The 24,676-nt window shown below is 52.5% G+C and carries 29 protein-coding genes and 1 tRNA gene; 27 read left to right on the top strand and 3 right to left on the bottom strand.

Features of this window, described 5'->3' with window-relative positions; all coding sequences use genetic code 11:
* Nucleotides 1-27: 27 nt before the first annotated feature.
* A complete protein-coding gene (locus L3K52_13595; protein UOG91231.1) occupies nucleotides 28-1,326 on the top strand; it encodes an aminotransferase class I/II-fold pyridoxal phosphate-dependent enzyme in 1,299 nt (432 codons plus the stop codon).
* Nucleotide 1,327: 1 nt separating this feature from the next.
* Here L3K52_13595 and mfd read toward each other — a convergent pair whose 3' ends face one another.
* Entirely contained in the window at nucleotides 1,328-4,831 is a 3,504-nt protein-coding gene (gene mfd, locus L3K52_13590; protein UOG91230.1) for a transcription-repair coupling factor, read from the bottom strand.
* A gap of 196 nt (nucleotides 4,832-5,027) precedes the next feature.
* On the opposite strand from mfd, the gene minC reads away from it, so the two are divergent.
* The 7 genes from minC (at nucleotide 5,028) to L3K52_13555 (ending at nucleotide 10,805) form a co-directional block, all read left to right on the top strand.
* Entirely contained in the window at nucleotides 5,028-5,756 is a 729-nt protein-coding gene (gene minC / locus L3K52_13585) for a septum site-determining protein MinC (GenBank protein ID UOG91229.1), read from the top strand.
* A gap of 106 nt (nucleotides 5,757-5,862) precedes the next feature.
* Entirely contained in the window at nucleotides 5,863-6,669 is an 807-nt protein-coding gene (gene minD / locus L3K52_13580) for a septum site-determining protein MinD (GenBank protein ID UOG91228.1), read from the top strand.
* A 3-nt stretch (nucleotides 6,670-6,672) separates the two neighbouring features.
* Nucleotides 6,673-6,930: a cell division topological specificity factor MinE gene (gene minE, locus L3K52_13575; protein UOG91227.1), complete on the top strand. Its 258-nt coding sequence runs from the start codon at nucleotides 6,673-6,675 to the stop codon at nucleotides 6,928-6,930.
* 62 nt (nucleotides 6,931-6,992) lie between these two features.
* Nucleotides 6,993-7,664, top strand: a complete 672-nt coding sequence (gene gph / locus L3K52_13570; protein ID UOG91226.1) for a phosphoglycolate phosphatase — start codon at nucleotides 6,993-6,995, stop codon at nucleotides 7,662-7,664.
* On the top strand, nucleotides 7,652-8,974 hold the full coding sequence (locus tag L3K52_13565) for a DNA recombination protein RmuC (protein UOG91225.1): 1,323 nt from the start codon (nucleotides 7,652-7,654) through the stop codon (nucleotides 8,972-8,974). Before gph ends, L3K52_13565 begins: the two co-directional genes overlap by 13 nt.
* Nucleotides 8,958-9,896 (top strand): hypothetical protein, encoded by a 939-nt coding sequence (locus tag L3K52_13560; protein ID UOG91224.1) that lies wholly within the window; start codon nucleotides 8,958-8,960, stop codon nucleotides 9,894-9,896. Before L3K52_13565 ends, L3K52_13560 begins: the two co-directional genes overlap by 17 nt.
* 3 nt (nucleotides 9,897-9,899) lie before the next feature.
* Entirely contained in the window at nucleotides 9,900-10,805 is a 906-nt protein-coding gene (locus L3K52_13555; protein ID UOG91223.1) for a hypothetical protein, read from the top strand.
* A gap of 1 nt (nucleotide 10,806) precedes the next feature.
* On the opposite strand, the gene rlmB is transcribed toward L3K52_13555, so the two are convergent.
* Both rlmB and rnr read right to left on the bottom strand, forming a co-directional pair.
* Nucleotides 10,807-11,550, bottom strand: coding sequence for a 23S rRNA (guanosine(2251)-2'-O)-methyltransferase RlmB (rlmB, locus tag L3K52_13550; protein ID UOG91222.1), 744 nt, complete (start codon nucleotides 11,548-11,550; stop codon nucleotides 10,807-10,809).
* Nucleotides 11,550-13,886 carry a ribonuclease R gene (rnr, locus tag L3K52_13545; GenBank protein ID UOG91221.1) on the bottom strand — a complete coding sequence of 779 codons (2,337 nt, stop codon included), beginning with the start codon at nucleotides 13,884-13,886 and terminating at the stop codon, nucleotides 11,550-11,552. Before rnr ends, rlmB begins: the two co-directional genes overlap by 1 nt.
* A 140-nt stretch (nucleotides 13,887-14,026) precedes the next feature.
* Between rnr and L3K52_13540 the strand changes: the two genes are divergently transcribed.
* The 19 genes from L3K52_13540 to L3K52_13450 all read left to right on the top strand — a co-directional run bounded on the left by L3K52_13540 (nucleotide 14,027) and on the right by L3K52_13450 (nucleotide 24,640).
* Nucleotides 14,027-14,113 (top strand) — tRNA-Leu (locus L3K52_13540).
* 140 nt (nucleotides 14,114-14,253) lie between these two features.
* A complete protein-coding gene (locus tag L3K52_13535) occupies nucleotides 14,254-15,486 on the top strand; it encodes a tyrosine-type recombinase/integrase (protein ID UOG91220.1) in 1,233 nt (410 codons plus the stop codon).
* 115 nt (nucleotides 15,487-15,601) lie between these two features.
* The gene (locus tag L3K52_13530; protein UOG91219.1) at nucleotides 15,602-16,165 is read left to right on the top strand and encodes a hypothetical protein; all 564 of its coding nucleotides are present in this window, start codon (nucleotides 15,602-15,604) and stop codon (nucleotides 16,163-16,165) included.
* 155 nt (nucleotides 16,166-16,320) lie between these two features.
* Complete coding sequence (locus L3K52_13525) at nucleotides 16,321-16,560, top strand: AlpA family phage regulatory protein (GenBank protein UOG91218.1); 240 nt, start codon at nucleotides 16,321-16,323, stop codon at nucleotides 16,558-16,560.
* A gap of 122 nt (nucleotides 16,561-16,682) precedes the next feature.
* Complete coding sequence (locus L3K52_13520; GenBank protein ID UOG91217.1) at nucleotides 16,683-16,910, top strand: hypothetical protein; 228 nt, start codon at nucleotides 16,683-16,685, stop codon at nucleotides 16,908-16,910.
* Nucleotides 16,903-17,163, top strand: coding sequence for a hypothetical protein (locus tag L3K52_13515; GenBank protein UOG91216.1), 261 nt, complete (start codon nucleotides 16,903-16,905; stop codon nucleotides 17,161-17,163). Before L3K52_13520 ends, L3K52_13515 begins: the two co-directional genes overlap by 8 nt.
* Nucleotides 17,151-18,410, top strand: a complete 1,260-nt coding sequence (locus L3K52_13510) for an AAA family ATPase (GenBank protein ID UOG91215.1) — start codon at nucleotides 17,151-17,153, stop codon at nucleotides 18,408-18,410. The genes L3K52_13515 and L3K52_13510 overlap by 13 nt, the downstream gene beginning before the upstream one ends.
* Complete coding sequence (locus L3K52_13505; protein UOG91214.1) at nucleotides 18,407-18,742, top strand: hypothetical protein; 336 nt, start codon at nucleotides 18,407-18,409, stop codon at nucleotides 18,740-18,742. Before L3K52_13510 ends, L3K52_13505 begins: the two co-directional genes overlap by 4 nt.
* Nucleotides 18,743-19,336: 594 nt before the next feature.
* Nucleotides 19,337-19,549: a type II toxin-antitoxin system Phd/YefM family antitoxin gene (locus L3K52_13500; protein UOG91213.1), complete on the top strand. Its 213-nt coding sequence runs from the start codon at nucleotides 19,337-19,339 to the stop codon at nucleotides 19,547-19,549.
* A 121-nt stretch (nucleotides 19,550-19,670) separates the two neighbouring features.
* Nucleotides 19,671-20,228 carry a ProQ/FinO family protein gene (locus L3K52_13495; GenBank protein UOG91212.1) on the top strand — a complete coding sequence of 186 codons (558 nt, stop codon included), beginning with the start codon at nucleotides 19,671-19,673 and terminating at the stop codon, nucleotides 20,226-20,228.
* A gap of 33 nt (nucleotides 20,229-20,261) precedes the next feature.
* Nucleotides 20,262-20,699, top strand: coding sequence for a DUF29 domain-containing protein (locus tag L3K52_13490; protein UOG91211.1), 438 nt, complete (start codon nucleotides 20,262-20,264; stop codon nucleotides 20,697-20,699).
* Nucleotides 20,700-20,726: 27 nt separating this feature from the next.
* Nucleotides 20,727-21,164, top strand: coding sequence for a DUF29 domain-containing protein (locus L3K52_13485; protein UOG91210.1), 438 nt, complete (start codon nucleotides 20,727-20,729; stop codon nucleotides 21,162-21,164).
* Nucleotides 21,165-21,191: 27 nt separating this feature from the next.
* Entirely contained in the window at nucleotides 21,192-21,626 is a 435-nt protein-coding gene (locus L3K52_13480; GenBank protein UOG91209.1) for a DUF29 domain-containing protein, read from the top strand.
* 429 nt (nucleotides 21,627-22,055) lie between these two features.
* Nucleotides 22,056-22,418, top strand: a complete 363-nt coding sequence (locus L3K52_13475) for a hypothetical protein (GenBank protein ID UOG91208.1) — start codon at nucleotides 22,056-22,058, stop codon at nucleotides 22,416-22,418.
* Entirely contained in the window at nucleotides 22,415-22,606 is a 192-nt protein-coding gene (locus tag L3K52_13470; protein UOG91207.1) for an AlpA family transcriptional regulator, read from the top strand. The genes L3K52_13475 and L3K52_13470 overlap by 4 nt, the downstream gene beginning before the upstream one ends.
* Nucleotides 22,603-22,842 carry a hypothetical protein gene (locus L3K52_13465; protein ID UOG91206.1) on the top strand — a complete coding sequence of 80 codons (240 nt, stop codon included), beginning with the start codon at nucleotides 22,603-22,605 and terminating at the stop codon, nucleotides 22,840-22,842. The genes L3K52_13470 and L3K52_13465 overlap by 4 nt, the downstream gene beginning before the upstream one ends.
* Nucleotides 22,835-23,023, top strand: coding sequence for a hypothetical protein (locus L3K52_13460; GenBank protein UOG91205.1), 189 nt, complete (start codon nucleotides 22,835-22,837; stop codon nucleotides 23,021-23,023). Before L3K52_13465 ends, L3K52_13460 begins: the two co-directional genes overlap by 8 nt.
* Entirely contained in the window at nucleotides 23,020-23,364 is a 345-nt protein-coding gene (locus tag L3K52_13455; GenBank protein ID UOG91204.1) for a hypothetical protein, read from the top strand. Before L3K52_13460 ends, L3K52_13455 begins: the two co-directional genes overlap by 4 nt.
* Entirely contained in the window at nucleotides 23,357-24,640 is a 1,284-nt protein-coding gene (locus L3K52_13450; protein ID UOG91203.1) for a replication initiation factor domain-containing protein, read from the top strand. The genes L3K52_13455 and L3K52_13450 overlap by 8 nt, the downstream gene beginning before the upstream one ends.
* The last annotated feature ends 36 nt before the right edge of the window (nucleotides 24,641-24,676 follow it).

Genomic DNA, 24,676 nt, shown 5'->3' with positions numbered 1-24,676 from the left:
TTTGTACCAATACAATATAATTAACGAATGAGTACATATTACATCAAGGCATCCAACGCTGTCGAGATTCTTGTCAGTTTGGAAGAACAAATTCGTTTAGGGGTGCTAAAGCCCGGTGAATCGCTGCCTGCCATCCGTGAGCTTGCGCAGCAGATTGGTGTTAGCCCTAATACAGTCGCTACGGCGTATGCCAAGTTACGGGATGCGGGTTTGGTTGTTTCTGACGGGCGACGGGGTACGACGGTAGCTTTACCACCGAGCCACGGCGATATGCTGACGGAACTACCCGCAGGGTTGATTGATTTAGCCAGTGGTAATGTCGATGGTAATCTTCTGCCACCACTCAATGCCGCGTTGTTGGCAAAGCAAGGATCACTGACAGGTTATGATGCCAGCGGCGATGCTTCCTGTTTGCTGGATGTTGCTCGTCGTTGGTTGACAAAAGAACAGCTTCCATCTGCGGAGATGGGGGTATTTTCTGGAACATTGGAAGCTATTGCCATTGCACTACGATTGCGCGTAACACCAGGGGCGCGTGTATGGGTGGAAGACCCATGCTGGCCACCATTGTTAGCATTATTGGCAAGTTTGCGTATCAAGCCTGTACCGTTGCCAATGGATGCACACGGCTGTCTTGTACCTGAACCTGACAAGCAGGTGATGGCAATGATTTTGACACTTCGCGCCCATAATCCGACAGGGGCAACCTTGAGTGAGGAGCGGTTGAATGCAATGGCAGCCCTGATGCAACAACAACCCCATACTTTATTTATTTTGGATGGCTATTGGGGGCCGATTGCAGATCAGCCTTTACCAAAGCTGAATTTGCCAGCCAACTGGCTTTATATTCTCTCTGTGAGCAAATTTTTAGGGCCTGATTTGCGGGTTGCTGTCGTGAGTGGTTCGGCGGCTATTGTAGCGGATATGAGGCGGCAACAATCGTTGGGGCCACGGTGGGTTAGCTTGCTGTTACAAAAGTTGGCGGCTCATTTGTGGTTGGAAAGCGAGCAAAATAAAGTCCTAAGTTATGCCCAACAAAGCTATGCTGTGCGTCGTGCGGCACTGGTTCATGGCTTGGCTGATTTGGGGTTAGCTATTCCCATTACAGGGGAAGGATTGCATGTCTGGCTACCTGTAGCCGATGAAGCCTCGACGTTGCAGGCATTAGCCGCGAAGGGCTGGGGAGTGCAGGCCGGTCATCCCTTTCGGCTTCAATCGCCGCCTGCTATCCGTATTAGTCTTGGTAATTTGACGGTGGACGAGGCTGGTGTGCTGGCTAGGGATATTGTCTCCAGTTTGCATCGCCCCAAACGTTCATGGATATAAATCACCCCCTAATTTCCCCCATCAACTTAACCACCCACTCCTCCCGCTCCTCCACCGTCGGGAGTTCAATCTCAAACCTTAACTTATCCTGCCCATCCAGCTTAAACACCCACGGGCGTTTCTGGATCAACGTAATCACCTTCATCGGGTCAATATTCGGTTTGTCGTCAAAGATAATCCGCCCACCCTTGACGTGCATATCCAGCTTGCGGATGCCCAATTCCTGCGCCAGCAGCTTGACCCGCGTGACGCTGAACAGCGTCTTGGTCGGTTCTGGCAGCAGCCCGAAGCGGTCGATCATTTCCACCCGCAATTCGTCCAGTGCCGCCTGCGATTCCGCGCTGGCAATGCGTTTGTAGAGGATCAGCCGCGCATGGACATCCGGCAAATAATCGTCCGGGATCAACGCAGGCGCACCCAATTCCACCGTGGTGCGGCGGCTGGTGGCGCTCAATTCCGGCACTTTGCCCGATTTCAACGCCTTCACCGCCCGTTCCAGCAAGTCGTTGTAGAGGTTGAAACCGATTTCCTGAATCTGCCCGCTTTGCCCTTCGCCGAGCAATTCGCCCGCGCCGCGAATCTCCAGATCGTGCGTCGCCAGCGTGAAACCAACCCCCAATTCTTCCAGCGATTCAATCGCTTCCAGCCGCTTGACCGCATCCGGCGTAAGCGCGGATTTCGGCGGCGCAATCAGATAGGCATAAGCGCGGTGGTGCGAACGCCCGACCCGCCCGCGCAACTGGTGCAACTGCGCCAGCCCCAGCTTGTCAGCACGGTTGATCAAAATCGTGTTGGCGGTCGGCACGTCGATGCCGCTTTCAATGATGGTGGTGGCAATCAGAATCTGGAAACGCTGGTGGTAAAAGTCGCTCATGATGCTTTCCAGATCGTGCGCCCGCATCTGCCCGTGGGCATGGCGCACCGTCACACCGGGCAACATCGCGCTCAGTTCCTGCTCCACCTTGTCGATGGTTTTGACCTCATTGTGCAGCACGTACACCTGCCCGCCGCGTGACAATTCCCGCGCACACGCTTCCTGAATGATGGTCTTGTTCCACTCGCACACAAAGGTTTTGATCGCGTGGCGTTGCGTCGGCGGGGTGGCAATGATCGACAAATCGCGCAAGCCCGACAGCGACATATTCAGCGTGCGCGGAATCGGCGTGGCGGTCATGGTCAACATATCGACATTGGCACGCAGCTTTTTCATCTGCTCCTTGTCGCGCACCCCGAAGCGGTGTTCTTCGTCGATAATCACCAGCCCCAGTTGCTTGAAATGCACATCGTCCTGCAACAGCTTGTGCGTACCGATCACGATGTCGATCTTGCCGGAGGCGAGTGCCTCCAGTGCCTTGCTGGTTTCCTTGCCGGTCTTGAAGCGTGACAGCGATTCGATATTGAACGGCCAGTCGGCAAAACGGTCACGGAAATTGTTCAAATGCTGCTGCGCCAGTAAGGTGGTCGGCGCAATCATTGCCACTTGCTTGCCCGCATTCGCCGCCACGAACGCCGCCCGCATCGCCACTTCGGTCTTGCCGAAACCCACGTCGCCGCACACCACCCGATCCATCGGCTGCGCGGAACGCATGTCCTTGATCACGTTTTCAATCGCCAGTGCCTGATCCGGCGTTTCCTCAAACGGGAACGCGCCCGCAAACAAGCGATAATCGTTGTCGTCAAACGGGAAGCTATGCCCCTGTTGCGCGGCACGGCGGGCGTGGATGTCGAGCAATTCCGCCGCCACATCGCGGGCTTTTTCCGCTGCTTTTTGCCGTGCTTTGTCCCACTGCTCATTGCCGAGACGGTGCAAGGGCGCGTGTTCCGGGTCAGCCCCGGTATAACGGCTGACCAGATGCAGCGCAGCAACGGGGACGTACAGCTTGTCGTGGTTGGCGTATTCGATCAGCAAATATTCCGCCGTCACCCCGCCCGCCGTGACCGTTTCCAGCCCCAGATAACGTCCGACCCCGTGTTCCTCGTGTACCACGGGTGCGCCTGCGTTGAGGTCGGTGAGGTTGCGGATGATGGCATCGGCATCGCGGGTAGCTTTGCGGCGACGGCGTTGCTGCTGGATTTGCACCCCGTGCAGCAGGTTTTCGGGAATGACCGCAATCTTCGCATCGGGCAGCCAGAAACCGTTTTCCAGCGGCGCGACCGTGACCGCCATTTCCGCTTTGCTGTTGAAGAAATCCTGCCAAGTTTCCAGCGTTTTAACCGCAATACCGTTGTCTTTCAGCAGGGTGAGGAAGGCTTCACGCCGTCCGGCGGATTCGGCGGTGAATAGCACGCGCCCTTTCAGGTCTTTGAGGAAGTTGAACAGCAGGAATAGGGGCTGTTCTTGGCGGGCGTGGATGAGCAGCGAGGGCAGGGCGGCGACCCCATAATCCACCGTAGGGGCGTATTGCATACGCCCTCTTTCTCTTTCTTTTTCTCCCTCGTCTTCTGTTGAAGAGGAAGAGGGCGTATGCAATACGCCCCTACCGCGTTGTACATCAACCCGTGGGTAATCCTCCAACCAACTCCCCAACATCGCCGCCGTCAGGAACAATTTCTCCGGCGCAAGCAACGGTCGTTCAATATCATGCCGCCGCTGCTCATAGCGATACTCTACCGTCTCCCAGAACGTCTTAACCGCCGCATCCACACCCTCAGCGAGTACCAACAAGGTCTTCTTCGGCAAATAATCAAACAACGTCGCCGTATGCTCAAAAAACAGCGGCAAGTAATATTCAATCCCCGCTGGCGGCTTGCCCTGAGTCACCCCTTCGTAAATGCGGCTGCGGGTTAAATCCCCCTCAACCTGCGCCCGATAATTTTGGCGGAAGGTGCGGATGCCCGCTTCATCCAGCGGAAATTCCCGCGCGGGCAACAATTCAATGCTATCCACCACGACATCCGTGCGCTGCGTTTCTGGATTGAAAGTGCGGATCGAATCCACTTCTTCATCAAATAAATCAATGCGATACGGCGTATGACTGCCCATCGGAAACAAATCCAGCAATGAGCCACGTGTTGCGTATTCGCCGTGCGCCATGACTTGGCTGACGTTGCGATAGCCTGCTTCTTCGAGTTGCTTGCGCAATTTGTCGATATTGAGCGGTGAACCTTTGCGCACCATAAAAGTATGCCCGTGCACATAACTGGTCGGTGCAAGCCGATGCAGCAAAGTAGTGGCTGGCACAATCAGAATGCCGCGCTTCAGGTTTTGCAGCGTTGCCAGCGTTTTTAGGCGTTCGGAAATAATGTCTTCGTGCGGTGAAAACACGTCGTAGGGCAACGTTTCCCAATCCGGTAAGATGAGACGCGGAATGTCCGGCGCAAAAAAGTGCAGCGCGGCATCCATTTGGTAGGCGCTATGCACATCCGGCACCGCCAGCAGCAACAAGCCATCAAACCCTTGGGCGGATTGGGCAATCAGCCAGTCGAGGGATGCACCATACAGTTGCCCCCAGCGGATGTGACCATTGGGGTTGGCGGGGAATTGGGGCTTGAGCAGTACAGGCATGAATCCGAGCTTTTATTTTATAAAGCCCGAATTCTAGCGGATGGTGGCGGGTTTGTCCTGAGAACTAACCATTTCAGCGGTATCTTGCTTTACATGCGTGCCGTTTTCGTGGAAATTAACAATATATAATGCCTTGTGTCGGTTAAGATTAGCGCTAATATCACATTCAAATGTTTTTTAGTCAGGAGTCAGGGTTGTGGCGGAAGAACCAGTTGAAATAAAGGGCGAAATGACCTTGCTGAGTGTATTGCGGCTGGCATCCGTCGATTTGGATATTATTCAGAATGGCGTGAAAAGTAAGCAAAATAGTTTGCCGCAATTGTTTGATAATAGCCCGCTGTTGGTGGATTGCAGTCAATTGGGCGCAAGTTGCGTTGAGTTGGATTTTGCGGCATTGCGTAAGCTATTGCTGGCATTAGGCTTTATTCCAGTAGGGATACGTAACATTGCTGAAGAATGCCGCGAATTAGCGGTTCACGCAGGATGGGCGGTTTTGCGTTCCGGGCGAGCGACAGGCGCACCGAGTCGTAGTGAACGCCCGGTTGATGCTGTAACGGAAGAGGTTTTGACGGAGGATGCGCCTTGCCACCCGCTAACGAGCGTGAAAGTGGTTAATCGTCCGTTGCGTTCCGGTCAGCAAGTGTATTTTCCTGAAGGTAATCTGGTCATTTTACAGCACACCAGTGCCGGTTCGGAAATTCTGGCCGGTGGCTCGGTACACGTTTACGGCTCGCTGCGTGGGCGTGTGTTAGCCGGTATTGGCGGTGATACCAGTGCGCGGATTTTCTGCCAGAAGCTAGAGGCAGAACTGGTGTCGATTGCCGGGCATTACCGTTTGTTGGATGACATTGAAACCAATTTGAAAGGTTCCCCCGCCATGGTTTGGCTGGATGGCGAAAAATTGAAAATCACGCCAATGTTCTGAAAACTTCTCATTTTTATACTAAATAATAGCGGTTGCATCTGTTAATATCATTAAGGCGTTATTCAGGTGATACCCGTCACGCGGTGTTAATAAAAAGGAGCATCTTTTGAGCAGAATAGTTGTCGTTACCTCAGGTAAAGGCGGAGTTGGCAAAACCACAACCAGTGCAGCATTTGCGACCGGGCTTGCCATGCACGGTTACAAGACCGCTGTGATCGATTTCGATGTCGGGTTGCGCAATCTTGACCTGATTATGGGGTGTGAGCGCCGCGTGGTATACGATTTCGTCAACGTTATCAATGGTGAAGCGTCATTGAATCAAGCCTTGATTCGGGATAAACACGTGGAAAATCTGTACGTTTTGCCTGCATCACAAACCCGCGATAAGGATGCCTTGACCGCCGAGGGCGTGGGCAAAGTAATGGATGAATTGCACACGCTTGGTTTCGACTTCATTGTCTGCGATTCCCCCGCCGGGATTGAGCGCGGTGCGCACATGGCGATGTATTACGCTGACGATGCGGTGGTGGTCACTAACCCGGAAGTTTCTTCCGTGCGCGATTCCGACCGCATTTTAGGCTTGTTACAGAGCAAAACCCACCGGGCAGAACGCGGCGAGAGCGTGCGCGAACATTTGCTAATCACTCGCTACTCCCCCACACGCGTACAAGCAGGTGAAATGTTGGGCATGGAAGATATTCTTGAAATTCTCGCCGTGCCATTGATAGGGGTGATCCCCGAATCAGCCAGCGTTTTGCAAGCGTCTAACAGCGGCAACCCAGTTATTCTCGATAAAACCAGTGATGCCGGTCAAGCATACGAGGATTTTGTGCGCCGCTTTTTGGGTGAAATGGTTCCGCACCGCTTCTTGGAAGTGGAGAAAAAGGGTTTCTTTAAAAAGCTGTTTGGGTGATTTATGGCATGGTTTAATTATTTTACACAAACAAAACAGACCAGTGCCAAGGTTGCCAAAGAGCGCTTGCAAATTGTGATCGCACACGAGCGCATTGACCGCAATGGCCCGGAATATTTGCCGCAATTACGCCGCGACATTATGGAAGTGATTCGGAAATACGTGTTGATTACCGAAGATCAAGTCACCGTTCAATTCGAGAAAGGGACTGATTTCGATGTGCTGGAGTTAAATATCGCTCTACCTGAGCGCGACCACTGATAAAAAGTTGGCGAAAGAGGCATAATCACCGCTCAAAAATACCGATTGTATGGATGCGTCTGATGCCAATAACTGTTGTTTCACCGATAAAGTGCGTACTGTTCGATCTGGATGGTACCTTGCTGGATACCGCACCCGATTTATTGGCTGCGTTAAACGCGGTACTGAGCGCTGAAGGGCGCGAACATTTTACCCTTGCGCAAGCACGGCATACCGTTTCCCATGGCAGCATTGGCATGTTGGAATTGGCGTTTGGAACGGCACAAAGTGCTGCTGATTTACAACGCCGTCGTGAGATATTTCTCGATTATTATCAAACCAATATCAGTTGCCATTCGTGTTTGTTTGACGCCATGCCTGACGTATTGGAAACCTTGGAAGCAGGCGGAATTCCGTGGGGCATTGTGACTAACAAGCCGGAATACTTGACGTTTCCTTTATTAACAGCCTTGAATTTACACACTCGGCCCGCGTGCATTATTGGTGGCGATACTTTGTCCGTGGCTAAGCCGCACCCTGAACCGCTGTTGTTAGCCGCGCACCGTTGCGGCATTCCGCCCGCGCAATGCTTGTACGTGGGCGATGCAGAACGCGACATTGTGGCGGGGCGCGATGCGGGGATGCAAACCCTGATTGCCGAATGGGGTTACTTGAACGTGAATAACGAGCATTGTGCGTGGCCTGCGAATGGTAGTCTTGCACATCCGGCCGAATTGTTGGCGTGGCTGACTTGATGGAGAGTGCTTCGTTTCAATTAGGCGCGTTCATTGATGACAATATTGTGGTGGTTACGGCGCTGATTATGTTTGCGCTGGGGGCATTGCTGGCACATTTTGTTTACAGTGTCCCGTTACGGCAGGCACAACGTGAAGTAGAGCGCCTACAACTTTTGCGGCAAACCGAAGAGCAAATCAATGAGGAACGCTTGCGAATGTTGGATGATGCGCAAGACCGCTTGCATCATACCTTCGCCTCGTTGTCGCAGCGAGCGTTGCGCGATAACAATACCCAGTTTCTGCAATTGGCGCACGAAACGCTGGGGCGGTTTCAGGTGGAATCGCGTACCGATTTGGAACAACGCCAGTTGTCGATTCAGCATTTGGTTGATCCGATTCGGGATGCATTGGCAAAAACCGAGGCACAAATTCAGCAGATTGAAAAAGATCGGCTCACAAGTTTCGGGGTTTTGAGTCAGCAAATTCGCGGCATGATGCACGATCAAACTGCCTTGCGCGATGCAACCGGGCGTTTAGCATCGGCGTTGCGTACTCCTGGTATTCGTGGGCAATGGGGTGAATTGAGTTTACGGCGGATTGCTGAACTCTCCGGCATGATTGAACACTGCGATTTCGTCGAACAAGCCCAGCGCAGCAATGGGGAACGCACGATCCGCCCGGATATGGTGATCCGAATGCCCGATGCGCGGGAAATGATCGTCGATGCGAAAGCGCCGATGGATGCTTACCTTGATGCGGTCAACGCGGATAACGAAGACAGTCGCAAGCGGCATTTGCAACGCCATGCCCGCCATGTGCGCGATCACGTCAAAGTGCTGGCAGGTAAACGTTACTGGGAACAGTTTGAGCAATCGCCGGATTTTGTCGTGCTATTCATCCCCGGCGAACAATTTTTGGGGGCGGCGTTAGAGCAAGATAAAACCCTGTTGCACGATTCCCTGAATGACAAAGTGATTCTGGCGACACCGAGTACGCTGGTGGCGTTGTTACGAGCGGTGGCGTTTGGTTGGAAACAAACGGTATTAGCTGAAAATGCCAGCAAGGTACGCGATTTGGGGGAGGAATTACACAAACGCCTCACGGTTTTCCTTGACCATCTGGAGCGTTTGGGGCGTAATCTCGGCAGCAGCGTGGATACCTACAACAAGGCGCTAGGTTCGCTGGAACGCAGTGTGTTGCCGGGCGTGCGTAAATTGTCGGAGTTGGGAATTTCATCGGGGCGCACGGTGACGGAACCTGTGCCAATTGAAGCTGTGCCACGCCATCCGTATATCAAGGATACTGAAACTGATGTTGAAACCGATTAAAACGCGCTATTACCTCACGTTGTTGCAGATGCTGGTCGTCTTGTTCTTGCTAGGCGCGGTGGTGGTGTTTAACAAAACACAAATGACGCAATTTTTCTATTCGACGCAGGCTGGGCAATTGGGGCTGGTACTGAATGGAATTATTTTGCTGATTTTCTTGGTCGGGCTGGTGCGCATGATTTTTATGTTCTTGGGTTTCACCCGTGAACAAGACACATTGCAACGCTTTTTGAAGCGCGTGAGTGAAAATGCGCCGAACCCCGCTTACGGTTTACCGGAAGCTGCGATGATTGTGGATCGTTATCACGCGGTGCAAACCATTGCCCGCCAGCACGCGGCGGTGAATCAAGCGGCACTGGCATCTACCTTAGCCGCCGGAATGTCAACGCAATTTACCTTGGTAAGATTTGTGCATAACATTCTGATTTTAGGGGGCGTATTCGGTACGGTGGTGTCGTTGTCGATTGCATTGATGGGGGCGGCAGGCTTGCTGGATTCGCCGGAAAACATGCAGCAAATGGGCACGATTATTGGCGGCATGTCGAATGCCTTGAGCACCACGATTACGGCGATTGTCTGTTATGTGTTCTTTGCGTATTTCCATTTGCGTTTACAAGATGCGCGGACGCAATTGCTGGTTAATGTTGAAAACGTGACCACGCTGTATATCATGCCGCGCTTTAAGCACGCAGAAAATAGTTTGATGAATGACGTGGCAGTGTTAACGGCGGAATTGCGTAAAGCTGCTGAAGCTATTCATGTGATTCAGGATCGTTTCTTACACGCGGGCGAACGCCTGCAATTGGCAGCCGATGATTTGCAAACGGCGGTCAGTCAGAGCGGGGATAATATTCGGGTCATCCGCGATTCGGTGCGCGAAGGTTTCCGCCTTGATGCAAAAACCGATAACATCAAGGGGTAGGGCATGAGTGACGGGCATTTCTCTTTTGCCTCGCTGATCAGCTCGCGGGATGAATACGAGGAAAGTTTCTGGCCATCTTTCACTGATATTATGATGGTCATTACCATGATTTTCCTGATTGTCACGGTGGCGACAGTATTGACCAATACGCGCTTGCTGAACAATTTGCGCAACAGCGTCCTATCTGAGCAGGCGGCTCAAGTTGAAGCCCAGCAATCTGCGCTCGAAGCTCAACGTGCCGCCCAAGAAGCGCAACGGGCGGCGTTTGAAGCGCAAAAAGCCACCCAACAAGCCGAATTCCAACTTCAGGCGAACGCCACGTTGGAAGAGCAGCTCGATTATTTGCAACAGCGCTCTGCCAGTTTGGAAATGGAATTATTGCGCAGCCGTGCGGAAACCGAAGCGGCGCGTAGTAGCAGTACGGATAAAGACGCAGAATTGACGCGCTTGCAAACCCTCAGCCGTGAACAGGCGGATACGCTAGGTTTGCGCGACAAAGCGATTGTTGAATTACAAACCAATTTAGACGAGAAAAGTTCACAAGCCATTGGTTTACAGACGAAAGTGGATGAAAGTGAGAAGAAGTTGCTAAGCCTGCAAGGTGAATTCACCGAACTTGATCAGAAATACCAGAAACTGCTCAAACCCGCCCGTTCCGCCAAAGGCAAACAGGTGGTGGAAGTGGTGTACAGCAAAAACGGTTACAGCATCCGCAAGCCGGGGGAAACGGCAGCGCGTGGCGTCAACCGTTCCGCATTGGACGGCGAGTTAAGTGCCTTGAAAACCCAGCATGGCACGGATTTGTACGTGAAAGTCATTATTCCCGACAATAGCGGCTTGTCGTACAACGAAGCGTGGCGGTTTACCAGCGAGATGCTGAAAAAGTACGACTACTATTCTGAACCATGAGTTATGACTTTTGCCGCTGGCGTAGCGCTTCGTACAAGCATACGCCGGTCGCAACCGACACGTTCAAGCTCGACACTTGCCCCGCCATCGGGATCGAAATCAGGTAGTCGCACGATTCTTCCGTGAGGCGGCGAATCCCCGCACCTTCTGCACCCATCACCAGCGCCATCGGCCCTTTTAGATCGGCTTGATACAAGGTTTGCTTGGCTTTATCACTCGTACCTGTCAGCCAAATGCCGCGACTTTTCAGCGTTTCCAACGTGCGGGCAAGGTTGGTGACGGGGATAAATGGGATGATTTCCGCCGCACCGGAGGCGACTTTACGCACAGTCGGGGTAATGCTGGCAGCATTATCCTTGGGTGCAATCACGGCGTGTACGCCAGCCCCTTCAGCGGTACGCAAACACGCGCCCAGATTGTGCGGGTCAGTCACGCCATCCAATACCAGCAAAAACGGCGGTTCGCTCATGCCGTCGAGCATGTCGTAGAAGTCATTTTCTGTCCACGCTTTGAGTTTGTAATACTCGGCAACAATCCCTTGGTGGCGGTTATTGCCTGCCATCTTGTCGAGTTTGTCCTCGTCAATGAGGATGACGCGCATTCCGTTTTCTTCCGCCATCTTTTCCAGTTTTTTCAGGCGGTCGTTGCGGCTGCGTTTGTCCAGCCAGATTTGTCCGAGGTTTTCGGTATCGTTGCGCAAGGCGCTTTCAACGGCATGTACGCCGCAAATAATGGATTTTGACATTAGGTGGTCGGTTTCTTCTTGCGGGGTTTTCTGTTGGCCGGTTTTTTGGGACTGGCAGGTTTCTGGCTGGCGGTCGGGTCAGACTTTGGCTCGCGTTCCGTTTTGCTGGCGGGTTTACGGCTGCGGCTGCTGGGCTTTTTGGTGCGCGTTGCTTCCGTTTCACCCTCGACTTTGGCGAGTACGAAGTCGATTTTGCGTTCGTCCAAATCGACACGTGCCACGGTGACGTTGATGGCATCGCCAAGGCGGTAAATGCGCCCAGAGTTTTCGCCGGTCAATTGGTGATGCGCGGCATCAAAGTGGTAGTAATCGCTGGTTAATGCAGTGATGTGAATCAAGCCTTCCACGAAAATGTCTTTGAGTTCGACGAATAAACCAAAGCCCATCACGCTGGTAATGACGCCACCGAAGGTTTCGCCAATGTGTTCCTGCATGTATTCGCATTTCAGCCATGCGGTCACGTCGCGGGTCGCATCGTCGGCACGGCGTTCGGTCATGGAACAGTGTTCGCCGAGGGCTACCATGTCTTTGTGCGAATAGTGATAGTCTTTGACTTTGCCGCCGCGCACTAAGTGGCGGATGGCACGGTGTACCAGCAAGTCGGGGTAGCGCCGGATCGGTGAGGTGAAATGCGCGTAAAACGGTTGTGCCAAGCCGAAATGCCCGTTGGAGTCGGGGCTGTAGACCGCTTGTGACATGGAGCGCAGCAACACGGTTTGAATCATATTACGGTCTGGGCGGTCGCCTAGGCTATTCAACAGCGCGGTGTAATCGTTCGGGGTGGGTTCGTCGCCACCACCCAAACTCAGGGCGAGGCTGGCGAGGAATTGGCGCAAATCCGCGAGCTTTTCCGGCGTGGGGCCTTTGTGGGCGCGGTGTAATGCGGGGATTTTGTACTTGCTGAGGTAGGTTGCGGCGCAGACGTTGGCGAGGATCATGCACTCTTCGATCAGCTTGTGCGCGTCATTGCGTTCGGTTGGAACAATGGCTTCGATTTTGCGTTCGGCATCAAACACGATGCGCGTTTCAGCGGTTTCAAAGTCGATTGCACCACGGCGGTCACGCGCTTTGCGCAGGACGTGGTAGAGCGAATACAGGTCGTCGAGGTGTTCGCAGAGTTCTTGCGGGTGTTGGCGGCGGGCATCCATATTGCGCTCGACCACGATTTTCGCCATCTCGGTGTAAGTGAGGCGGGCGGCGGAGTGCATAATGCCTTCGACGAATTGGTAGCTGATCAGTTTGCCGCGTGCACCGATTTGGATGTCGCAAATCATGCACAGCCGGTCAACGTGTGGGTTGAGGGAGCACAAGCCGTTAGACAATATTTCGGGCAACATCGGGATGACTTTGCCGGGGAAATACACCGATGTGCCGCGTTCGGTGGCTTCGCGCCCAATGGCGGAATCGGCTTGCACGTAGTGCGATACGTCGGCAATCGCGACCAGTAAACGCCAGCCGTTGCCGTCGCGTTCGCAGTACACTGCGTCGTCGAAGTCTTTGGCATCTTCGCCGTCGATGGTGACGAACGGGGTGTCGCGTAGGTCTTCGCGGCGTGGGTCGGCTTTGTCCGCTTCGGGCACTTCGTAGCCGAATTTATCCGCTTCTTCGGTGATGTCGCTTGACCAGCCGTGCGGCAGTTGGTGGCTGCGGATGGCGACGTCGATTTCCATGCCGGGAGCCATGTGGTCGCCGAGTACTTCGACGATTTTGCCGGTGGGTTGGGCGCGTTTGGAGGGTTGTTCAACAATCGCGGCGACGACGATTTGACCGGGTTTGGCGTTGCCTGCGGCATCCGGCGGAATCATGATGTCTTGGCTGATGCGCGAATTGTCAGGCGTGACAAAGCCGATATTGCCTTCCATGAAATAGCGCCCGACGACTTGGGTGGTGCCGCGTTCCAAGACTTCGACGACTGCACCTTCGCGGCGACCTTTGGGGTCAAGACCGCGCACGCTGCACAGGGCGCGGTCGCCGTGCATCAGGAGTTGCATTTGCTTGGCGTGCAGGAAGAGGTCGGGTGTGCCGTCATCCGGTTTCAGAAAGCCGAAGCCGTCGGGGTGTCCGATGACGCGCCCGGCAATCAGGTCGGTACGTTCGATTGGGACGTATTCGCGACGGCGGTTGTAGAGTAATTGCCCGTCGCGTTCCATGGCGCGTAGGCGTTTTTTCAGGGCATCGACATCACGTTCGTCGTGTAGATGCAACGCGTCTGCAAGGGTCACAAAGTCCAGCGGCTGCCCGCCTTCCGTCAGCACAGATAAGATGATTTCACGGCTGGGAATGGGGTTATCGTATTTTTCGGCTTCGCGCTGACTATGGGGATCGTTAAACTTCAAATTGTGTCCTTTTGGGGTTTGTGCTGTTGTATGTTGGCATTGTACCAAAAAAATGCAATAAAAACGCGGTTTGGTGTTTGACAAGATGCAGTGAGCGCTATATATTTCGCGTCTCACAAGGCATTACCGTTTTGTGAATTGCCGAGATGGCGGAATTGGTAGACGCGCTAGTTTCAGGTATTAGTGGGGGCAACCCCGTGGAGGTTCGAGTCCTCTTCCCGGCACCAGATTTGAATCCTAGACTCACGAAAAGCCCGCTAGAATGCGGGCTTTCTCGTTTCTGACGTTCTAGTTGGTACGGTAAAGAATCGTGACATCCGGGTAAAAAGCGGGTAAGAATAATTTTTTTTACCCGCAGGTATCCACCATGCTGAAAGACGTGAATATCAAGAACGCCAAACCACAAGAAAAGCCCTACCGACTGCCGGATGGTGAATGGCTGTATCTGGAAATCCGCCCCAACCGCAAGAGCGGTCAAGCGGGTAAAAAAGTGTGGTTATTGAAGTACCGCCAACCGGATACCCGCAAGGAAAGCATTCTGACCATTGGTGAGTACCCGAAGGTATCCATTAAGCAAGCCCGCCATGCCGCAGATGAAGCACGGGATTTGCTGAAGCGCTTCATAGACCCCAACACCCACAAGAAAGACGAATTGATCAAACAGGGCAGGGTAGCGGCTAATACCTTTGAGATAGTGGCGCGTGAATGGCACGCTAACAACTATGAGAAGTGGAAGCCGACCAATGCCGCTAAGATACTGAGGCGCTTAGAGCTGGATGTGTTTCCATACATTGGTGAGCGACCGATAACAGCGCTTGAACCTCCCGATATACTGGATGTGTGCAGAAAGATAGAATCCCGTGGTGCGTTTGAGTATGCCAGCCGCATTAAGCAATTCATTGCAGCGGTGTACCGCTATGCAATCGTAACCGGCAAAGCACGGCATAACCCCGCTTCAGATTTACGCGGCGCATTGAAGGCGTACAAGCAACAACACCATGCCGCCTTATCGAATGCCGACCTCCCGCAATTCTTCCGTGATCTTGAAGCCGATAGCAGCATGGTGCTGAAGCTGGCAATCCGTTTCACCCTGCTGACCTTCGTTAGAACCGAAGAGGTGCGGGGGGCGCAATGGTCAGAAATCGACTGGGAAAAGGCAGTATGGAATATTCCGGGTGAGCGCATGAAAATGAAGCTACCACACACCGTGCCGTTATCGCGTCAAGCCCTTGACCTATTGCGCGAACTTCAGCCGCTTACTGGCGATTCAGACTTTCTGTTCTACACCCAGCGGCGTACCGTGCCAATGAGTGAGAACGCCATGCTTCAACTTATCCGGCGTATCGGCTGGAAGGAGAAAACCACCGTGCATGGTTTCCGGGCGTTGGCATCCAGTAATTTCTATGATGCGGGCTTTCGTTCTGAAGCCATTGAAAAGCAACTGGCACACAAAGAGCCGAACGCGGTTAAGGGTGCTTACAATCACATGGCGCGTTTCTGGGAAGAGCGGGTTAGGCTTATGCAATGGTGGGCGGATTTCCTCGACTCACAGCAACACGGTGCAAAAGTAATCCCATTCCGCACCTATGCCGCCACCTAACCACCATCCGCTATACTTTCACTTCCAGCGGATAGGGTAGCTCCCGACAAAGCCGAAACCTTCAACGGCTTTCCGCTGGTTTTCATTTGAGGGTTTGCACCGTGAAGGGGTGTTTATGCATATTCCACATATTCCATTAGGTGATGAAGAATGCTTGCCAGTCTTTGGGGGATTGGATGTTAGATGGCTTTATCAGTTCAAAGAGCGATTTCAAACAAGAGCCGACGTAAAGGCTTTTATAGAACAAGTGATTAAATCCACTGGCAAAACAAAGCTGGAAACAATAACCAAACAAGTTAGACCACAGGGCGCATTTGAAGGGGAGCGGTGCAAATTGGTGGATGCTTTGTTTGTGATGGGTAGCGAGATAAACAGATTTGAGCGCGATAACTTCTTAAATCATCCCGTACCCTCACAAGAGCAACCGGCGCATGATTCCCTAGATAATCCGGGCGGCGATTTTGATTCAGATAGTGAGCACTACCCGAAGGAATTAGACATTGCCAACATTGCATGGCGGGCAGTAGCGAAAAACGGGCAGGGCGGGGAAGGCACGCCAAAGCAGCGGCTTAAGCGTTGGCTTGAAGGTAGCGGGCATGATCTAAGTGCACCTGAGATAGAAAGAATTGCAGCGGTTTGCAATTGGGATAAGTCACCGGGAAGACCAAAAAACAAGTAAATATCCAAGGTATTATTTTCCTTAAATATCAATAATATAAAAAATAGCTAAGGTATTGTTTTGGGTTAATGGGTTAAATATTTGATCTATTACCAGCCAACAGAAACACGCAATCTGTAACCGTCCCATGTGGGACTATTACGGAGTAGACAAAAATGTTAAAGCCTATAAATCAAGATCCGCATCCAATTAGCGGTGTACCCCAACCCCATGACCGTGCAGCGCGGTTGCCAGAGGTCATCCAGATTACGCAAAGATCAAAAACAATGATTTATGAGGATATTCGGGCGGGGCGTTTTCCGGCGGGTTTTCTCATCGGCAAGAAGGCGCGGGCGTGGATGTTATCCGACGTGATGGGGTGGCTGGCAAGCCGCAAGCAAGGCGGTGCAATGTGAGCCAAACAAAAAAATACGCACTCGCAAAAATCAAACTTGGTTTGATTTGTATCCGCGTCGGGATAATTGAGTTTTTTGGCTGGGATAAATACACGAGCGGCAAATAATAGGGGTAAGGCTTCATGGCACGCAAAAAAAAGCCGCCCACTAAAGGCGGCAATCAAGACACAATTCACAGCGGGAATTATAGCAACACCAACGACCATAAGCAGCGGCTTATTCGCAAGTTCCCGATAATTCGCTTATATGCGCCAATCTTCCCGGCTGGTGCGCACGAAGAGGGCATTCACGACCTGAACGACTTGGTTAATTACGCACGGCGCAAAGTCGAAGGCGGGGGCGATGAATAGCAAGGAACCCGATCAAGATAACTATGACCCATTTACCGATGCAGAGCAGGTATATGTAATGGAGTCGATCAGCCGTAATGCTCGTGTGCGTAGCGTGTCGCTGAAGCTGGCGGCGAAGTACCGGGAAGACGCAGCGCTATTCAATCAATACGCCAACAACTGGGAGAATCAAGCGCGTGATTGCTCCTACCTGCTTTATTTGGCATACAACCGTAGGTTTGCATTGGAGGACGCGGGTAAATGGACGATTTAGACGAAATCTTAAGTGATTACAAACCCGCTGAATGCGGCGGTGAATTACCACCACACAAGGAACAGCACGATAGGGCAGGGTATCAGCACCATGCCGAATGGCGCGGTAATCGCCATACAGCCGATGACCACGACCACGTTAGGCTTGTATCCTGGCTTTCCATTACCCCGCGTCAAATGGAATGGGCGTGGCAGTATTGGCTACCTAAAGGCAAGTTGTCATTGCTGGTAGGTGCACCCAAGACGGGCAAAACATTGCTGGCAATTGACCTAGCGGCAACGATTACCAGCGGCGGCAAGTTTCCAGATGGTACGCGGGCGGATAAATCCACCGTCATTTTCTGGACGGCTGAAGATGACCTCGACGACACCATTGTTCCACGGTTCAAGGCGGCGGGGGGCGACTTGGCAAACGTGCGGTTTATCGACCACACGGTTTCCAGTGGACGCGGGCAACCGTTCAACCCGGCGCAAGACATGCCCTTGCTGATGGATGCGATACACCGCATGGACAAGCCGCCTGCTTTGTTGATCATTGACCCAGTGGTAAGCGTAACCCAAGACATGAACAATGCTTTACAGGTGCGTATGTCATTGCTACCCGTGGTGGAAATGGCGCAACAACACGGCATGGCAGTGTTGGGTATAACCCATTTCCGTAAATCGTCGGGCGAATCGGGAAACATTGGTGAGCGCATCATCGGCAGTTCTGCTTTCCTACAGGTGGCGCGGATGGTGTGGTACGCGATGAAACCGCCTGATATGGATTCAACCCGCTTGTTTTGGAAAGGCGATACAAATCTAGCAGAATCAGACGAAGGCTTTCTTTACGAAGTCGAAAGCCGTGAAGCTGAATTCCCTGAACATCTCGTGACGGTGCAAACGGCGGGCATTGTATGGGGTGAGAAGGTGGATGGTGAAGCCTTGCAAGCCATTATCAAACCTGATGGCAAAGCCGACACCGCACCAGTGCAGGCGGAAGCAGAGGATTTCTTGAAGCAGTTCCTCGCAACTGGTGCACGGCTGAAGGCGGATATTGACGCAGAGGCAGACAATCAGGGGATTACCCGCATTGCTTTGACTCGTGCTAAGAAGTCGTTAGGTATCAAACACCGTAGACGGCGCGGCGATAGTAAGTATGAGTGGTATCTGAAAACCGATCATGTTGATCAACCACACACACATGATAAACATGATCAAGTTGATAAACATGATAAACAAGCCGAACAGGAAACGTTTGTTCTATGAACGTTGCCAGCATCTTGCAAGCGTGTGAGCGGCAGGGTGTGGCGTTGGTGGTCAAGGATGACCACCTTCATATTCAAGCACCCAAAGGCGTGTTATCAGCTAACACATTAGATTTTATAAAGAAATATAAGGAAGGGATTAAAGAACATCTACTAACAACTTTATCAAGTCGATCATCTTTATCATGTTATTCAACTGTGTCAGATGATCAACAAGAAGCCTATGAGGAACGAGCCGCGATTATGGAATATGACGGCGGGTTAAGCAGGGCAGAGGCGGAACGCGCAGCGCAACAGCTTGACCATCATGTTTATCATCGCCCACACACATGATAAACATGATCAAGTTGATAAACATGATAAACCAACCAAGCTACTGGGTTATTGGTGCGTGGTTGCGCACTGATAACCAGACGTGATATTGGTAAAAAAGGAAAAATAATCTGTCCAGAATCTTGGAAGGGGGAAGCCGCGTCTAAAATTCATTAGACCACTACTGAGAAAGACGGCTTGCAGGGGAGAGGATTTGCCATGGTGCGTTGATAAGTCGGCATATTTCCACTTAAAGGTACTCCAGATGGGGTGATAAGTACGGGTCTATGACTTGCGGGTTTGCGTTAGTTAGTGGGCAAAAAAACCGGCGTTTCGTGTCGCTTTGGGGTGAGTTGTCAGTTTGTTGTACAAGCCCCGTTTGCCGTGCAATTGTCGACACTATTTCACCCCGGCGGTGAATCCCCCCCTTGCTGGCGTGAGCTTGCCACCGGGGGAAGGGGGAAGTGCTATTTATGGTGTTTTCGTGGCTTTTGGTAGGGTTTGGGGTGCTTTACGCTGGAAAAAGGGCAATTTGTCAGGGAGTCAACACGCTGCTGACACCACCGCGCAACACTGGTATCTTGTCACTCACCTGTACAACAAAGGAAAGAAACCATGCAGACAGTAACCTACAGTGACGCCCGCAATAACCTAGCAACCCTGCTAGACAAAGCCGTAAATGAGCATCAGCCGATTACCATCACCCGCAAAAATGGCAAAAGCGCGGTACTGGTAGACCTTGATGATTACACCAAACTAGCCGCCTATAACCCGAATTGGCTGGAAGAGGAACTTGATAAAATCGCAAGGGAAGAGGGGCGACGCTAACGGCTTTCATCCGCAATCGTCCGATCACTGGTACACTCACCCCATACAACACCCTGAACGTTTTGTTGACGGCAACAGCACGTTCAGCGGGAAACCTTGCAACGTATCCAGCGAGTAACACATGAGTAACACCACCGACAAACCCCGACAAACGATCAGCATCACGCGCAAGCCTGTCACGCCTGCCACCGCTACCACCGCACCAGAAAACGGCGTGGTGAAGCGTACCGGCAAGCGCATCATTACCCGCGATCAACTGCCAGCGGCGCGGGTATCCATCGGCAAGCCCACTTACAACAAGCCGGGCGCGAAACCAAAGCCCAAAGCCAAGCGCAAGCCAAGACAGCCACCCAAACCGCCCAAAACGCCACCCAGCGACCTGAGAGCGCGTGAGCTATCCGATAGCCTGAACAATTTCCCCGTATGGCTTGACTGTCTGCCGCTTGCCCTTGGCATTGAAAAGCAGATATTCCGCCACATTGCCGACTTGCACTTGTCCGCATCCAAGCGCGTCGTAAGCAAAATGTTGCACTACCACACCCACAAACGCGCCTACCTGCTGGCAGTAGGTCAAGGCGGTATGCGCCGCAACCTTGATGGAACTGAAGCGGGCGCGATAACTGAGGGTGAACGCGATCACGCCGGGCGGGTATTGGCAGCAATGCCGCAATCAACCTAGAATCAAATCTTGAACCAATACGGAGGCGTACCCATGGGCGCGGCTACAAAGTACGACACAGACTTTTATGGATGGGCAATGGAACAAGCCAACCTGTTGAAGCATGGGCAGGTGGGCGCGTTAGACCTTGAAAACCTGATAGAAGAGATTGAAGGCATGGGCAAAAGTCAGGCTAACCAGTTACACAACCGGCTTGAACTGCTGCTGATGCACTTGCTCAAATGGCAATACCAACCCAACTTTCAGGGTTCAAGCTGGCAACGCACCATTAACGAACAGCGGCGGCGCATTGCTAAACACATCGGCAAGAATCCAAGCCTGAAAGCCAAGTTAGACGAAACCTATCTTGATGCGTATGACGATGCGCGGAACAGTGCGGTATTAGAAACCGGCTTAAATCTGGCAACCTTCCCTGAACTCTGCCCGTGGCGCTTTGAACAAGCCATGAACCCCGAATTCTGGCCTGAATGACTGCCACCAACCAACGGAGGGCGCAACATGGGCGCGATACAGTACGAAACCGATTATTACGGCTGGACACAAGAGCAAGCCGACTTGATGCGGCATAGACGCTTAGCAGAACTCGACCTTGAAAACCTGATAGAAGAGATTGAAAGCATGGGCAAGGCGCAAAAGGAGGCGTTACGGTCACGGTTGCGCGTATTGCTGGCACACCTGCTGAAATGGCAGTTTCAGGCGGATTACCCGTATCGGCGTAGCTGGGAACTCACCATTAAGAACCAACGTGATGAACTCGAATACCACCTTGCTGATAATCCCGGTTTAAGACCAAAGATTCCCGAAACCCTGCCAGCGTCTTACCGCTTAGCTATCCGTGATGCAGCGAAGGAAACCGGCATTAATGAGAAAGCCTTTCCCCCTGAATGCCCGTGGAGCTTTGAACAAGCCATGAACCCTGAGTTCTGGCCTGAATGACTGCCACCAACCAACGGAGGGCGCAACATGGGCGCGATACAGTACGAAACCGATTATTACGGCTGGACACTGGAACAAGCCGACCTGATCAAGAATAAGCGGCTAGATGAACTCGACCTTGACCACCTGTTAGAGGAACTCGAAAGCATGGGCGCATCAGAAAAGCGGGAACTGCTGAACCGATTGCGTGTGCTGCTGATGCACTTGCTCAAATGGCAGTACCAGCCTGAATTCAGAGGGCGTAGTTGGGTGAACACCATCCGCGAACAGCGCCGCATGATACCCGTGCATCTGAAGCAGAATCCAAGCCTAAAGGGTAAGTTGGATGAATTCATGTTAGATGGGTATGAATTAGGGCGTGGTGGTGCTGCTGATGAAACCGGGCTACCTGAAAGCACCTTTCCCCCTGAATGCCCGTGGCGCTTTGAACAAGCCATGAACCCCGAATTCTGGCCTGACTAACAGCCACCCATCGAAACCCGATCAAGCAAGCCGGGAACATCAACCGGCTATTTAGCGCCCACATATCAATACCAAATCAAACTAATCACGCCATAAAGTAGCACTATACGCTACCCCATAAAAAAACCCCGCACTTTATCGGCAAGTCGCTTGCATCCGTCTGCATTCTGGCGTTAGCATTTACTCGCAGTCTGAAAGTTCAGGCAGCAAACAGCAAAATTCTGGGGACTCTTTTCCCACTTGTGGCGGCAACACCGCCCACACGCACGGCGGTTTTTTTTCGCCTGTAGGATGCGCAAAGCGGTTAAAGCCGGGTATGCGTGGACTACAAGACGGTGAAAACCGAAACAAGCGCGTCGTTTCCACAAGAACGAAAAGAGTACCTGGCAATTTTTGCCAAATCTTTGAAAAACTTGTGAGTACGAAACGATGAACGCATCTATCAGCATGGGCGCATCCGCCCCAAATCCCCTACAGGCGCTCGCACGTCTGTTGTCCAGTGGCACACCGTCACACACCATCCCACTTGCACCGCGCAACCCTAGCGCCCAAATCCTGCAAATTATCGCCTCTGACACTGGCCTGATTGCCTATTGCAACGGTTCACCCGTGGCATGGATAGCGCCGGGCTACCACGACGGGCAAGCCGACAACAAGCCGCTACGCTGCGACTTCGTAGACGTGGCCTATATCCGCCAAAACCGCTGTGGCATCAACCTTGAAACCCATGACTTTGACACCCTCGAAGAAGCAATCGACTTCGTGAACAGCGTGTGCGGGGGTGCAGCATGAATCAAGAACGCTTCATCCGCTTGCACGAAGTCATCCAGATGACCGGCATCAGCAAAACCACCGTGTACGAATACATCAGACGCGGCGCATTCCCAAAGCAATACCACCTCACCACCAGAATTTCAGCGTGGAAGCTAAGTGAAATCACCGCATGGGTTGATTCCCGCACGAATGGGGGTGCTGCATGAGCCAAGCCAACCCCAACCCACTGAAAGCCCTGATTCAGCCGCTTGAAGATATTTCATGCCAAGTGTCTGAACTTGAAGCACTCCTCGAAACCATCCATGACGGCGGCACTCACGATGCACGCACCGGCGGGCTAGTAAGCATTGCCGAACGCCTAATGCACCAGTTGCAAGATGACGTGATAAGCATCATCACCACCTGCCACAACTACGGCAAAGAAGGGGTGAGCCATGAGTAAGCCTAACACTACCGGCGCAATCGTCGCCCCTATCCCCTTTGATGACCGTGTGGCACTGGTGCACGAAGAAATCCAGCGCCGCAAATCCGAAGCCAACCCCGAAAACGCCACCCACTTCGTCGCGCGTTTGTGGGTGTCTTGGCTGAATCGCAACGTGCTAAGCGCAGAGGTGGCGTTATGAACGAACCAACATTATCACTAGTCAAGCTCGCACAAGAGCTTTGCAACAGCGGGCGCACCCCACAAGAGGCCGTCAGTGGTTTGCTGGTGGCGGCGCTCAATAATAAGAGCCTCGAATACCTGCAAGGTGCAGACGTTAATCAAGCCATTGCGGAACTGGAGCGCCGTTTCAGCGGCTACCTGATCAAGCCATGGGAAAGCGCCCTACAAGAATTAGGCTATGCCCTCGAATGCATCCGCCAATTAGTAGCACTGGCAGAAGAGCACGAAACCGACGCGGCGGTGTGTGTACGCGTCGCGCAACGTTTCTTGAAAAAGTTTGAGGGTAGCAACCATGGCTAAGCGTTTCGACCGTGACGAATGGGAAGATTCCCTCACCCGCATTAACCGCATTCTGGCAGAGAAACACGCCCGCGAAAGCGGCGCGTTTTCCGCTGTTTCTGGCGACGCTGGCGGCGCTGAATATCCCCCGTACTGTAATACGGGGGGTTATGACGATTCCCACAAAATCAGCAAGTTACAAAAAACCGAAAAATCCTATGACCTGAATGTGACGGCTGTTGACTGGTTGCGCCTAACCACTACCGACCTTGATGCATACGCGCAAACCATGGGCGATTTGCTGGCAGATGGCGGCCTTTTCAACCATGCCGATATGGATGTTAAGTGGACGGATAAAGGAATGCACGGCTATGACTCTTCAGCCGCTATCCTGATATGGAAGGACAATGACTACCTGACAGTAGGCCACATTGCCAAGGCTGAATCAGGCCGCAATAAAGGCGGATTGCTGGAGCTAACCGGAACAGGTTGCAAAGTGCTGCAACTTGAACACCCTGCTTTGTGGCTGGAATTGTTCAACTTGTTGCAGTACCACGACTGGCGAATCTCCCGCGTTGACGTGGCGTTAGACCTGCATGGCGAATACGCCCGCGAAATGGGCTACACCGTGCCAAGCCTGCTACTGCAAGCCAAGAATAGCGGCCTGTTCCAGTCCGACCGCCTACGCAATCCCAACATGAAGCAATCATTTAGCATGGCGGGCGATTGGTCGGATTTAGCCATTGGCAACATTACCCCGCACACCTATGACCCGTTAGAACATTGCCCGGCGGGTTTGACTGCCTATATCGGCAACCGTAAAACAGCCGATGATTTTTTTCGGGTATACGAAAAAGGCAAAGAGCTATTAGGTGGCATGGCGGAACCCGAAAGCATAGATCGGGGCTGGATCCGCATTGAGCACGAAATGAGCCGCAAAGCCACCGGGCGCAATATCCCGCTTGAAGTCATGTTACGGCCTGATGCGTACTTTTGTGAAAGCCGATCAGGTGTGCGCACAATTCTCGATGCAGTCCGTGAACGCCAGTCATTAGAGGCCGCGCTTCAGTACCAGCGTGAACAATTCAAACGTGAGAAAGGCTTGCTGCTATTCAAAAAGCTGCATTGGGCGCGTCATTCTTACGGGCGCTTAGTGCGCACGCTGGTTGAACAAGGCATGGAAGCGAGCGAAATTGTCGATATGCTTTCTCGCATCAGCGGCTTAAAAGAATTCGTATTCGATCTGGCAGACCCACCACAAGAATACGCGCGGTTTCGGGTAGAGGTGGCTGTATGAGCAAGATATTAAAATTTACCTTTAGACTCGTTGGAA

The organism is Candidatus Thiothrix sulfatifontis (assembly GCA_022828425.1).
Taxonomy (GTDB): Bacteria; Pseudomonadota; Gammaproteobacteria; order Thiotrichales; family Thiotrichaceae; genus Thiothrix; species Thiothrix sulfatifontis.
The sequence above is the reverse complement of the archived record's forward strand: the minus strand, read 5'-3'. Positions and strand labels throughout refer to the sequence as shown.